Below are 12299 nucleotides of genomic sequence, written 5' to 3'. Positions count from 1 at the left end.
CAGAGAAATTGTCGGTTTCAGATAACAAACTCTCGCTCTTTTTCAGCGCTGTTTTCCGGCTTTGCTTCTACATTCGTAAAAAATAAAAACGTTATGAATGTTTCGACAATGCGGGAGCGGTTGCATGAAGCAATTGATCTTGCCACAGACGAAAAGGTTATCCAGCAGTTTCATATGACAACGCTGGAGATCAGCAAGAGTGAGTATTTAACGTTGGAGGAGGTCCGGGAGTTGATCAGTGATGCGGAGGCCTCCGCGGAGAGCGGCCCTTCCGATGAGATGCTGGATGAGTTGATAGCGCAGGCCCGGGCGGCGGTGGAAGTGATGCAGAAGATCAGGAATGCGCGGATGGCGGCGAAGTAGGGAGTTAGGGGGATGGATGGTGGAGGGGTGAAGTGTAGAGCGCTGATGAGGATAGATGCTGAACGGTGAAGCGTAGAGGGCTGATGAGGATAGATGCTGGATGGTGAAGCGTGGAACGCTGATGGGATGGATGCTGAACGGTGAAGTGTAGAGGACTGAGAGAAGGAGGTTAGCGGCGCAGCCTCATTGTAGATTCACATAAGGGAGCGGCAACCTGGTTACGCGGTGTGACCAGATGTTGCCTAAGCTCCCACATTTTTACGGGGGGCCGGGTTCTCCCGGCTTCGTTTTACCGAAGATCGTTATTGAGCGGAAAAGTAGTTGCCAGGGTTGGTTCATTAAAATCATGGTTCGCCGGGGACTATAGTTCGGCTGGAATTATAGTCCGCCGGGAATCAGTATCCGGATGAAGGTTTTATGCTACCCGGGTATGTTCGCTATTCAGAAAGTTAGATTGCTTAGAAAAAGCACTGAGGATAAAAGCAAGTCAAATGAAAAAGGGCCGTTCTTCTGAACAGCCCTCTCAATTATTTGTATACAAACAAACGGCTATTTGCTTTTAGCCAGTTTTGCTTCAATGCTAAGTGTGGCATGCGGTACTGCTTTCAGGCGCGCTTTATCGATCAGCTTGCCTGTAACACGGCAGATACCATATGTTTTGTTTTCGATCCTCATCAACGCTTTTTCCAGGTGATCGATGAACTGTATCTGGCGGCTGGCCATCTGGTTCAGCTGCTCGCGTTCCTGGGAGCCACTGCCGTCTTCCATGCTCATGTATTTGTTCTCGGTATCATCCGTACCGGCTTCATCCTTGCGGGTGATAAGGCCCTGGAGGTATACCAGTTCCTTTTTGGCAGCTTCCAGTTTCTTCAGGATGATCTCTTTGAACTCCTGCAGTTCGGGATCGCTGTAGCGGTAAATCGGACCGGAAGGCGCATCCGGCTGGTCCAGCACGGATTTGGTGAACTCAGGCGCATAGGTAACGGTCTTCATGGCCGGCCTGGAGGTAGAGGAAGATCTGCTGGAAGCAGGTCTGGAAACCGCTTTTTCAGATGCCCGTTTTACCGGTTCTTCTGTTTTACCGGATTTCCTGGCTGTTTCTTTCTCTGGTTTTTCCTGTTTATTCTTTGCTGGCATTATATCCTCTTTTACTACTGGTTTAGAAATAACCGGTTTTGCAATTGTTTTCGGCGCTGCTGGCTTTCTGGCTGCCGGAGCTGGTTTTGCTGCCGGCGCTTTCGTCACGGGTGCCTGCTTTGCGGATGCTTTTGCTTTCACCGGAGTTGACTTCTTTGCCGGCGCTTTGGCGGCCGGCGTTGCTTTCCTGGCTGGTGCTTTGGCAACGGCTGCTTTCTTCGGCGCTGCCACGGGTTTCCTGGCGGCCGCCTTCTTCGGTGCTGATTTCACAGGCGCTTTCTTTACTGCTGCCTTCTTGGGAGCGGGTTTTGCGGCCTTGGGCGCTGCTTTGCCAACCGCCTTCTTGGGAGCGGCCGCTTTTTTGGCAGGCGCGGGTTTTGCTGCGGGTTTCTTGGCCGCCGGTGCTGCTTTCTTCGCTACAGTTTTCTTGGCAGGTATCGCCTTCTTGGTAGTCTTACTAGCAACCTTCTTCTTTGTTGCCATGGGATTAGCTTTTTTTGTTAACTAATACGTTAAATTTAAGATCGTTAACTTCTACTTCAATGCCCTCCTGTAATTGCGTCACTACATCCAAACTATCTGCCAAAATTTCCGTGCAAATATAGTCATTAAAGTTAATTATCGCCGACTTCAGGCTATCTACCTCCTGCACTTTTACAGCAATCCTGTCAGTTAACTCAAAACCACTGTCTTTCCGTATCTTCTGGATCCGGTTAACCAGCTCACGGGCATTGCCCTCATCCAGTAACTCAGGGGTGATAGTAATATCCAGGGCCACCGTCAGCGCACCTTTGTTGGCGACCGTCCATCCCGGGATATCTTCAGAAATTATCTCGACATCTGATAACAAGATTGGAATACGCTCATTATCAATTATTAAGCCAAACTCGCCCTCTTTTTCAAGCGTGGCTATATCATGTTGGGAAAAAGCACTGATCGCGCCGGCCACTGCTTTCATCCTGGCACCCATCCTGCTACCCAGCGTTTTGTAGTTCGGCTTGATCTTTTTCTTGATGAAACCTTCCGTTTCCGTAAGATACTCAATACTTTTTACATTCACTTCGCTTTTTACCAAATGTTCCACGAGGCTCAGCTGCTCCCGCGTATGAGGATCCAGCACAGGTATCAATATCTTCTGGAGTGGCTGGCGCACCTTGTTGTTCGTCTTCTTCCGGAGGGACAGTACCAGCGATGAAACGTCCTGCGCCAGCTGCATCCGCTCTTCCAGATCAGTGTCGATGGCTTTTGCATCGGCTACCGGGAAATCGGTCAGGTGAACGGAAGGAGCTGCCTGCCTGCCGCTGACATTGTTCAGGTTCCGGTACAGCCAGTCGGTAAAGAAGGGCGACACCGGGGCCATCAGCTGCGCGATCTTTTCCAGGCATTCATATAAAGTCTGGTAAGCGCAGATCTTGTCGTGCTCATACTCCCCTTTCCAGAACCGGCGGCGGCAAAGCCTTACATACCAGTTGCTCAGATGCTCGTCTACAAACTCCTGAACCGCGCGGCCGGCCTGTGTGGGCTCGTAATCATCCAGACTGGCGCCCACCTGTTTCACCAGGGTGTTCAGCAGTGAAATGATCCAGCGGTCGATCTCCGGACGCTGGTCCAGCGGAATGTACGCTTCCGAAAACCTGAAATTGTCCAGGTTGGCGTACATCGCGAAGAAGTTATAGGTATTATATAATGTGCCGAATAATTTACGCTGTACCTCCCTGATGCCTTCCACATCGAACTTCATGCTGTCCCACGGCGACGCATTGGTGATGAGGTACCAGCGGGTAGCGTCCGCGCCGAACTGGTCGATCGTGGCGAACGGATCTACCACGTTGCCCAGGCGCTTACTCATTTTGTTGCCGTTCTTGTCCAGCACCAGCCCATTGGATACCACAGTTTTATACGCGACGCTGTCGAACAGCATCACGGCCAGGGCATGCAGTGTGTAGAACCATCCACGGGTCTGGTCCACACCCTCCGCAATGAAATCCGCGGGGAACGCGGAGCCGTTGTCTATCAGCTCCTTGTTCTCGAAGGGATAGTGCCATTGCGCCACGGGCATGGCGCCGCTGTCAAACCACACGTCTATCAGATCGGGCTCGCGGCGCATGGGCTTGCCGGTGGAGCTGACGAGGATGATATCGTCCACATACGGTTTGTGCAGGTCCAGGATACCTTCGTGGAGGTAATTTTTGTTCACATCACCGCCCAGTACTTCATTGGCGAGGCGGATGCCGGCATTCAGCTCGGCGATGCTGCCGATGCAGATCTCTTCGCTGCCGTCTTCCGTACGCCAGATGGGCAGCGGAGTACCCCAGTAGCGGCTGCGGCTGAGGTTCCAGTCCACCATATTTTCCAGCCAGTTGCCGAAACGGCCCGTGCCGGTAGCGGCGGGTTTCCAGTTGATGGTCTTGTTCAGTTCCACCATCCGGTCTTTCGCGGCGGTGGTTTTGATGAACCAGGCATCGAGGGGATAATATAATACGGGTTTGTCCGTACGCCAGCAATGCGGGTACGTGTGCTCATATTTTTCTACTTTGAAAGCGCGGTTTTCCTTTTTGAGTTTAACCGCAATGTCAACATCCACATCTTTATAATCCGGATCATTTTTATAATCCTTCACATAACGGCCGGCAAACTCGCCGACATTATCCAGGAACTTGCCCTGCCTGTCTACCAGCGTGAGGATGCCGATGCCATATTTTTTACCTACGCGGTTGTCGTCCGCACCAAAGGCCGGAGCGGTATGTACAATGCCGGTACCATCTTCGGTGGTCACGAAATCGCCGATCAGCACGCGGAAGGGATCGCCCTCTTCCGGCTGCGCGTAGGGCAACAGCTGTTCGTAGCGGATGTTTTCCAGCTGGCTGCCTTTGAAGGAGGTGAGCACCTTCCAGGGAAGGACTTTGTCCTCCGGCTTGTATGCTTCAAAATCAGCGTTTTCCCCTTCTCCCTTGAAATATTTACCCGCCAGGTCCTTTGCCAGAATGACATTGATCGGCAGATGGGTATACGGATTGAACGTCTTGATCAGCTGGTATTCGATGTTGGCGCCAACGGTCAGGCCGAGATTGGACGGAAGCGTCCAGGGAGTGGTGGTCCAGGCTAGGAAAAATACCTGGTCGGAGCCGGCCGCTTCAAATAAAAACCGGGAGTTGTCCGCGTCAACCGCTTTGAACATGGCCACCACAGTGGTATCCTTCACGTCTTTATAAGTTCCCGGCTGGTTCAGCTCATGCGAGCTAAGCCCGGTACCGGCAGCGGGAGAATACGGCTGGATGCTCACACTTTTGTACAGCAGTCCTTTTTTATATAACTGCTGTAGGCACCACCAGAGGCTTTCGATATAGCTGTTATCGAAAGTAATGTAAGGCCGTTCCAGGTCTACCCAATACCCCATTTTGCGGGTCAGTTCTTCCCAGCGGTCCTTATACTTCAATACCTCGCGGCGGCAGGTGTCGTTATATTCCGCGATGGAGATCTTTTTTCCAATATCTTCTTTGGTAATGCCCAGCGCTTTTTCAACGCCCAGCTCTACCGGCAGGCCGTGGGTATCCCATCCGCTTTTGCGTTTTACCTGGAATCCCTGCATCGTCTTATACCGGCAAACAAGGTCTTTCAGGGCGCGGGAAATCACGTGGTGAATGCCCGGGAGGCCGTTGGCGCTCGGGGGGCCTTCATAAAACACGAACGGCGTGGCGCCGTCCCGGTTGGACACACTTTTCTCGAAAATCTGGTGCTGTTCCCACGCTTGCAGTATATCCTGTTCTATTTGCGGTAAATTCAGTTGACTATATTCCTGATATTTGGACATAAACAATCCCTATCCTTTATTGTTATAACAACGGTATTTAAAAGTCTGCAAAGTTACGAAAATACAGGGAGGATTCGGAGCGGCGTTACCGCTCATAAAAAATAACAGGTTTCGTGAATAAAATCCGCCAAAAGTTAACTATTTTACAATAAACTATGCTTTCTTTGCGTTTTTGGCATTGTTATTGGTTGATTTGAAGAAGAGTACACGCAGTATAAACCATATCTTTTATGAAAAAAGTAACGTTAATCATATGCGCTGCTATTTTTTCTTCCGGAGTAGCGTTTTCGCAAAAGAAATCATCTAAATCCAAAGCCGTCGCGAAAAAAGTGGAGGCTCCCGCTGTTGTGAAAGAAGCTTTCCAGCAAAACGGGGAATTCGCCGGGACCGCTGATGCATCGTGGAAAAAGACCGCGTCAGGAAACTGGATCGCATCTTTTGAGAAGGAAGGAGTTAAAACAGCCGCAGAGTATAATGCCGAAGGCGCCTGGGTAGCTACCCGCAGCGAATATGGCAACGGTAATTTGCCTGAAACTGTTTTGGGCACTTTAAAGAACAAATATCCTTCGGCAGTTGTTAAAGATGGATGGAAGATCGAAAGGTCTGATGTGGCATCTTACTATAAGATAAATATTGACGACAACGGTGCTGCCAAAACCGTACTTTTAAATGATGCTGGCACTATTGTTGATTAGGAAATAAAAGAACTTTAATTAAGTATTTCATAGGTATAGGGATAAATAGGACAGACCCTGCTCTTTTGGGCGGGGTTTTTCTTTTTTATATCCCGCAGGTTATATCTCCCTCTATATCCTGCAGGTTATATCCTGCAGATTGTGTCCCTTTACATCCCGCTGGTTATGCCCCTTTATATCCTGCTGATTATCTCTAGCAAAAAACGGCCGGCTCACATATATCGGATACCATTAACAACCATAACGCAATTCGTCCACATTACCGCGCAGCACAATTCATTTACAGAACTCCCAAAAACCGAAAAGCCGCTACTTGAAAAGTAACGGCTCTATGCAAATTACGGTGGAAAAACTTACTGACTTGCAGTGCCCGCTCTTAAGGTCATGTGGTGTTTGTTAGGCACTGCGTTATAATGGCTTTACTATCGTCTGCAAGCTTTTCCTTAGGTCAAATCTGATAAGGAAGCTTATGAGGAACCAAGGATAGATATCCAGTGATCGTATCACAAAGAAACTACAAAGCCCGCGAAACGGTTTTCGAAATCGGGAAAACAAATGATCGTAAAAGGAAAATGTGTAAATAACGGGGGAAACAGATCAGGAAATGCAGCAGGGATGGGCATTTCAGCGGAAACTATCGCAGCAGCAGCTCGCAGGGCTTCAGGCCCGTGTGCTTTTTAAAGGCGGTGGAGAAGTGCGAAATACAGGAATATCCCATCATAATGGCCACTTCCGAAACAGAAAGCCCCTTTTCATATAACAGGCCCTTCGCTTTTTCCATTCTTTCTTTCTGGAAATAATCGTAGATCGTAGTGCCGAACATCGCTTTGAAACCTTTCTTCAGGTAACATTCGTTCATCGCTACACGGCGGGCCAGCTCGCGGATGGTGATCGGCGCATCCAGCTGCTCCAGCAGAATACTGCGCGCTTTCTCGATCTTCCCGCGATCTTCCATCTGGGTAAGGAAGCGGCAACCATAGCGCTCATCCGGATCATTCTGGATAAACTGGTCTGAGCTGAACAGAAGCAGCTCCAGCGACTTGCTTTGCAGGAAAATATTTCTGAGAACGCCTTCATAATTATTGTGCACCATCTGCTCCAGCACCGCTTTGGACTTGGTACAAAGCTGAATGGTCTTCACAAAAGGCTTCCGGGATTGCATTTCAAACAGCGTGGAAGAAGTATTCCCTTTCTGCAGGGATTGAATGAAAGCCGGCTGAAAGCGAACGGTGATCATGTCCACCGAAGGCAGCTTCTCGTTACAGTCATCCTTTTTATGCCCGCCGGCACAAACCTGGTCCGTGCAGTTGGGGTTCTTGCAGTATTTATTACCCGCTACGCAGTAACGCAGCTCGATTGCGGCGGCCTGACCACGTTTTGCGGGCTGATATACCACCATCGCCACATCCTCCACCGGCAACGGACGCTCATATACGTAGCGCTGCAGGTTGTAATCCAGGCAATCAGGAACGGAAACGGTATCCGCTTCTGCGAGTTGCAACTGGTCGCTCAAAGCTGGTTGCGGAATGGCAAGTGATAATATCTCCTGTACTTCTTTCATGTAAAGCCTCACAAAACTAACAAATCGTTGTTATAATATTATCAGTTTTACAAACACGTTACAATTCTAGCTCCCCACGGCTGATTTGGTACAGATTTAGCAACACCCCATTATGATGAAGCGTACCTGGAAGATCATACTCATCTCGCTGGCAGGAATTATTGTCCTTATACTGGGCGCCGCATGGTACCTGAGTGTTCATTGGAAAGGCTTGCTGGACAAGCAGTTAAGCCGTTCCGTCAAGGAAAGTTCGGATAGCCTGTACACCCTGGCCTATAAAGAGATCCACCTCAACCTGCTCACCGGCAGCGTGGGAATAGAAAACGTGGTATTATTGCCCGATAGTGCGGTATATGCCCGTATGGTGGCCGAACAGCGGGCGCCCACCACCGTCTACAACGCCAAAATGAGCAGCCTGCAGATCAGTGGCATGAACATTATCAGCTATTTTCTGAAAAAGAAGGTGAACGCAGGCGCTTTCGTGGTAAAAGACCCCGAGATCACCATTATCGACGATCAGCGCAGCACCGATACCACGCCCAAACGAAGTCTGTACGAATCGCTGCATGACAATATCCGCAGCTTCAGCGTGGGCCGGATCGACCTTGAAGACACCAAACTGACATTTACGCAGATCCGGAAAGACAGCAGCAAGGTCATCACCCAGCTGGAAGGCGTGACCATGAAGATCCGCGGCCTGGAGATCGATTCGATCAGCGAACAGGACCCCGCCCGTTTCCTCTATGCCCGGAACTTTGACCTGGAGCTGAAGAAATGGGACTACCGCACGCCGGACAGCCTGTACTGGATGCATGTGAACGGGATCAGCTACAACGCGGTGGCGCGGGAGCTGAACGTAGCCGAAGTGAAACTGGACCCGCGGTATAACAAAGCGGATTTCGACAAAAAGATAAAAACGCAGAAAGACCGCTACCAGCTTGCGTTCCGGGAACTGCGGCTGCAGGGCATCCCCTTCATCAGCCTGCTGCAACGGCAGGAGTTCTTCGTAAAAAGAATGGACATCAACGGCGGCGAGCTGAACATCTACCGCAACCGCGGGCTGCCCATGCCGCCGGGCAACAAGCTGGGACAATTCCCCAACCAGCTGCTGCGCAAGCTGCAAATGCCTTTGCTGATAGACACCATCAGGGCGAAAGGCGTGGATATTTCCTATACGGAACTGCACCCCGAAAGCGGGGACCCCGGCAAAATTGAGTTCCACAACGCCGGCGGCATTTTCCGGAACATCACCAACGTGGATTCCCTGATCGCGCGGCAAGGCCATTGCCTGATAGACCTCCATGCCATCCTGATGAAGACCGGCAAGCTCAGGGCGCATTTCGACTTTTCACTGACAGACACTACAGGAGTATTTGCCGTGTCCGGCCAGCTGAAAGATATGGACGGCAAGGAATTCAACCAGGTGACCAAGGCCCTCGGCAACATCCAGATCCGCTCCGCGCTCATCAAAGAGCTGGAATTCAGCATGAAAGGCAACGAAAGAACCGCCTCCGGCACCCTAAAGCTGCTGTATTCCAACCTGAAGATCGCCATGCTGAAGGATGAAGAGGATAAAGACGGAAATAAAAAGAAAAAAGGGCTGGCTTCCCTGTTCGCCAACCTGCTCGCCATCAAGAATGAAAACCCCTCCCCCGGCGAAGCCGTGCGGATCGCCAAACCCACCTACCGCCGGGACATCCAAAAAACATTCTTCAACCTCGTCTGGAAAACCATCTTTACCGGCGTAAAAGAAACCGTGGGAACCCCGCTGCTGGAAACAATGGGTAAACGAAAAAAATAATATTTTAACGGCTGCATATGCGATATCCACACGGTATCCACCCCTCTCAAATATGCATGGTTTTTCATGGAAATTAGCCCGATTTTGCTTATTTTTGCTGGATTGTCTACTGATTTGTTTAAAAAAGATTTTCAGCTAATAATATGAGTGAAGAACTAGTGCAAGCAACTACCCCTAGCAATGGCTATGATGCGGGTAGCATTCAGGTATTGGAAGGTCTGGAAGCCGTACGGAAACGTCCCGCCATGTATATCGGCGATATTGGCGTGAAAGGGCTCCACCACCTGGTATATGAAGTAGTGGACAACTCCATCGACGAAGCCCTCGCCGGTTATTGCAAGAACATTGAAGTAACTATCTGCGAGGACAATTCCATCCGTGTGAAGGACGATGGCCGCGGTATCCCCACCGGCATGCACGCCAAGGAAAAACGCTCCGCGCTGGAAGTGGTGATGACCGTACTCCACGCCGGCGGTAAATTCGACAAGAATACCTACAAGGTGTCCGGCGGTCTGCATGGCGTGGGCGTAAGCTGCGTGAACGCATTGAGCGACCCCCTGCACGTGATCGTTCACCGCGAAGGCAAGATCTTCGAACAGGAGTACAAAATGGGGCATCCCCTGTACTCCGTCCGCGAGATCGGCCCCAGCGACATCACCGGTACCATCACGCATTTCAAGCCGGACGCCACCATTTTCACGGAAACCGTCTACAACCGCGAAACCCTCGCCGGCCGCCTGCGCGAACTCGCCTTCCTGAACAGGAAGATCCGTATCACGCTCACCGATGAGCGCGAAAAAGACGAGAACGGCAATGCGTTCAGCGAAACATTCTACAGCGAAGGCGGTATCATCGAATTCGTGGAGCTGATGGACAAAAACGGACGGCGTAACCCGCTCGTGCCGCAGCCCATCTACATCGAAACACATGACGCGGCTTCCAACGTAGCCGTGGAAGTAGCCATGCTGTACAACGATTCTTTCAACGAGCATATCTTTTCTTACGTTAACAATATCAACACGATCGAAGGCGGTACGCACGTAGCCGGCTTCCGCAGGGCCATCACCAGGGTCTTCAAATCTTATGGCGACAGGAACAAAATGTTCGAGAAGTCAAAGGTGGAGGTAACGGGTGACGACTTCCGCGAAGGGCTCAGCTGTATCGTGAGCGTGAAAGTGCCCGAGCCGCAGTTCGAAGGGCAGACCAAGACCAAGCTCGGCAACTCCGACGTAATGGGCATTGTGGACAGCGCCGTGGCCAATGTGCTGGACGCTTATCTCGAAGAGCATCCCCGCGAAGCAAAGACCATCATCAATAAAGTGGTGCTCGCCGCACAGGCGCGTGAAGCCGCGCGGAAAGCCCGCCAGATGGTGCAGCGCAAAAGCGTGATGACCGGCAGCGGTCTTCCCGGCAAGCTGGCGGACTGCTCCGACAATGACCCCGCCAGATGCGAGCTGTACCTCGTCGAAGGGGACTCCGCGGGTGGTACGGCCAAACAGGGCCGCAACCGGAACTTCCAGGCCATCCTGCCGCTGCGCGGTAAGATCCTCAACGTGGAAAAAGCGCTGGAACACAAGATCTACGAAAACGAAGAGATCAAAAATATCTTTACCGCACTGGGCGTGACCATCGGCACACCGGAAGACGATAAAGCCCTCAACCTCAGCAAGCTCCGCTATCACAAGCTGATCATCATGACGGATGCGGACGTGGACGGAAGCCATATCGCCACCCTCATCCTCACGTTCATCTTCCGCTACATGAAAGCGATGGTGGAACAAGGCTTTGTATACCTCGCCCAGCCGCCGCTGTACCAGGTGAAAAAAGGCAAGGACCATATCTATGCCTGGAATGAAGAACAGCGCAAAGCCGCGGTGACAAAGCTCGCCGGCGGAGGCAGGGAGGAAAGCGTGACCATCCAGCGTTATAAAGGTCTCGGTGAAATGAACGCGGAACAGCTCTGGGACACTACCATGAACCCGGATGTCCGCACCCTGAAACAGGTAACGATCGACAGCGCATTTGAAGCCGACCGCGTCTTTACCATGCTGATGGGCGATGAAGTACCCCCGCGCCGGGAATTCATCGAATCACACGCCAAATACGCTAAAATCGACGCATAACACATTTATAGATCATAGTAAAAGGGCCGTTTTTTCACAGGAACGGCCCTTTTTGCATCAATTTTGGATAAATATCAAATTTTATCTATAATTAATTTTCATAATCTATATATATGCAGTATATTGCAGGCCGGAATCAGAACAATCAAACGCACGAAGCGATGACATATGAAAACCGCACCAGGGGGCCGCTCAAAAAGGGCTTTTCTGATGACACATATATTTAGCTATTTAATCGCTCAATTTTTTATTTATCCTATGAAATTAAATCACCTTGCCCTGGCCCTTGGCCTCCTGGTTACCGGTTTGTTCTCAAGCTGCAAAAAGGAAACGGATGTTCCCGCCGGCACTTTCTCCCTGAAGATCAACGACACGCTATATACCGTTAATAAACAACTCACCGCTACCCTGCACGATACGGCCAGGACCGGTTCCTTCCTCGTGATATCCGGCCTTACCGCGCAGAATAATATGGTCACCGTTAACGTCATTTTCCCGGACAAACAATTGAAACCGGGAACGTATATACTCAGCAACGAAACGCTCAACTCCATCGCCTGGACCCAACGCCTGTACACCGGCATCTATTCCGCCGACGATACGGGAAAGGGCGGCGAAGCGGTCATCAAGCTGGAAACAATTTCCGAGACCAAAGCAAAAGGCACTTTCTCCGGTGTGATCGTCAATGATGAAGATCCCGCGTTGAAGAAAACGGTCACGGAAGGAAAATTTGAAGTATCCGTATTGGCATTGAAATAACCTATAACTGTTCTATTTATCCCTTTACCCCCTATTACACGACAGTGCA

The 12299-nt window shown here is 50.7% G+C and carries 9 protein-coding genes; 6 read left to right on the top strand and 3 right to left on the bottom strand.

All coding sequences use genetic code 11. The features are described 5' to 3' along the window. The first annotated feature begins 93 nt into the window (after positions 1-93). Positions 94-363 (top strand): hypothetical protein, encoded by a 270-nt coding sequence (locus CCY01nite_RS08500; protein ID WP_146859645.1) that lies wholly within the window; start codon positions 94-96, stop codon positions 361-363. Between the two features lie 549 nt (positions 364-912). Here CCY01nite_RS08500 and CCY01nite_RS26870 read toward each other — a convergent pair. Beyond that, positions 913-1356: a TraR/DksA family transcriptional regulator gene (locus CCY01nite_RS26870; protein ID WP_146860971.1), complete on the bottom strand. Its 444-nt coding sequence runs from the start codon at positions 1354-1356 to the stop codon at positions 913-915. Here CCY01nite_RS26870 and CCY01nite_RS27020 point away from each other — a divergent pair. Continuing rightward, the gene (locus CCY01nite_RS27020) at positions 1355-2008 is read left to right on the top strand and encodes a hypothetical protein (RefSeq protein WP_307726076.1); all 654 of its coding nucleotides are present in this window, start codon (positions 1355-1357) and stop codon (positions 2006-2008) included. The two genes, CCY01nite_RS26870 and CCY01nite_RS27020, sit on opposite strands and share 2 nt — an antisense overlap. On the opposite strand, the gene ileS is transcribed toward CCY01nite_RS27020, so the two are convergent. Then, positions 1988-5311: an isoleucine--tRNA ligase gene (ileS, locus tag CCY01nite_RS08490; RefSeq protein ID WP_146859644.1), complete on the bottom strand. Its 3324-nt coding sequence runs from the start codon at positions 5309-5311 to the stop codon at positions 1988-1990. The two genes, CCY01nite_RS27020 and ileS, sit on opposite strands and share 21 nt — an antisense overlap. A 230-nt stretch (positions 5312-5541) precedes the next feature. Between ileS and CCY01nite_RS08485 the strand changes: the two genes are divergently transcribed. After that, the gene (locus CCY01nite_RS08485; RefSeq protein WP_146859643.1) at positions 5542-6006 is read left to right on the top strand and encodes a PepSY-like domain-containing protein; all 465 of its coding nucleotides are present in this window, start codon (positions 5542-5544) and stop codon (positions 6004-6006) included. A gap of 634 nt (positions 6007-6640) precedes the next feature. Here CCY01nite_RS08485 and CCY01nite_RS08480 read toward each other — a convergent pair. After that, positions 6641-7567 (bottom strand): helix-turn-helix domain-containing protein, encoded by a 927-nt coding sequence (locus CCY01nite_RS08480; RefSeq protein ID WP_146859642.1) that lies wholly within the window; start codon positions 7565-7567, stop codon positions 6641-6643. 112 nt (positions 7568-7679) lie between these two features. On the opposite strand from CCY01nite_RS08480, the gene CCY01nite_RS08475 reads away from it, so the two are divergent. From CCY01nite_RS08475 to CCY01nite_RS08465, 3 genes are all read left to right on the top strand, one after another. Continuing rightward, positions 7680-9368, top strand: a complete 1689-nt coding sequence (locus tag CCY01nite_RS08475) for an AsmA family protein (RefSeq protein ID WP_146859640.1) — start codon at positions 7680-7682, stop codon at positions 9366-9368. Between the two features lie 143 nt (positions 9369-9511). Continuing rightward, positions 9512-11491, top strand: coding sequence for a DNA topoisomerase (ATP-hydrolyzing) subunit B (gene gyrB, locus CCY01nite_RS08470; protein WP_146859638.1), 1980 nt, complete (start codon positions 9512-9514; stop codon positions 11489-11491). 258 nt (positions 11492-11749) lie between these two features. Further along, entirely contained in the window at positions 11750-12250 is a 501-nt protein-coding gene (locus tag CCY01nite_RS08465; protein ID WP_146859636.1) for a hypothetical protein, read from the top strand. Positions 12251-12299: the final 49 nt, after the last annotated feature.

The organism is Chitinophaga cymbidii, from assembly GCF_007992715.1.
Taxonomy (GTDB): Bacteria; Bacteroidota; Bacteroidia; order Chitinophagales; family Chitinophagaceae; genus Chitinophaga; species Chitinophaga cymbidii.
The sequence above is the reverse complement of the archived record's forward strand: the minus strand, read 5'-3'. Positions and strand labels throughout refer to the sequence as shown.

Excerpts from the sequence above, each read along its gene's own strand:
- CCY01nite_RS08465 (WP_146859636.1), top strand. The coding sequence starts at position 11,750 with ATGAAATTAAATCACCTTGCCCTGGCCCTTGGCCTCCTGGTTACCGGT.
- ileS (WP_146859644.1), bottom strand. The coding sequence starts at position 5,311 with ATGTCCAAATATCAGGAATATAGTCAACTGAATTTACCGCAAATAGAA.
- CCY01nite_RS27020 (WP_307726076.1), top strand. The coding sequence starts at position 1,355 with ATGGCCGGCCTGGAGGTAGAGGAAGATCTGCTGGAAGCAGGTCTGGAA.
- CCY01nite_RS08475 (WP_146859640.1), top strand. The coding sequence starts at position 7,680 with ATGATGAAGCGTACCTGGAAGATCATACTCATCTCGCTGGCAGGAATT.
- gyrB (WP_146859638.1), top strand. The coding sequence starts at position 9,512 with ATGAGTGAAGAACTAGTGCAAGCAACTACCCCTAGCAATGGCTATGAT.
- CCY01nite_RS08480 (WP_146859642.1), bottom strand. The coding sequence starts at position 7,567 with ATGAAAGAAGTACAGGAGATATTATCACTTGCCATTCCGCAACCAGCT.
- CCY01nite_RS08500 (WP_146859645.1), top strand. The coding sequence starts at position 94 with ATGAATGTTTCGACAATGCGGGAGCGGTTGCATGAAGCAATTGATCTT.
- CCY01nite_RS08485 (WP_146859643.1), top strand. The coding sequence starts at position 5,542 with ATGAAAAAAGTAACGTTAATCATATGCGCTGCTATTTTTTCTTCCGGA.
- CCY01nite_RS26870 (WP_146860971.1), bottom strand. The coding sequence starts at position 1,356 with ATGAAGACCGTTACCTATGCGCCTGAGTTCACCAAATCCGTGCTGGAC.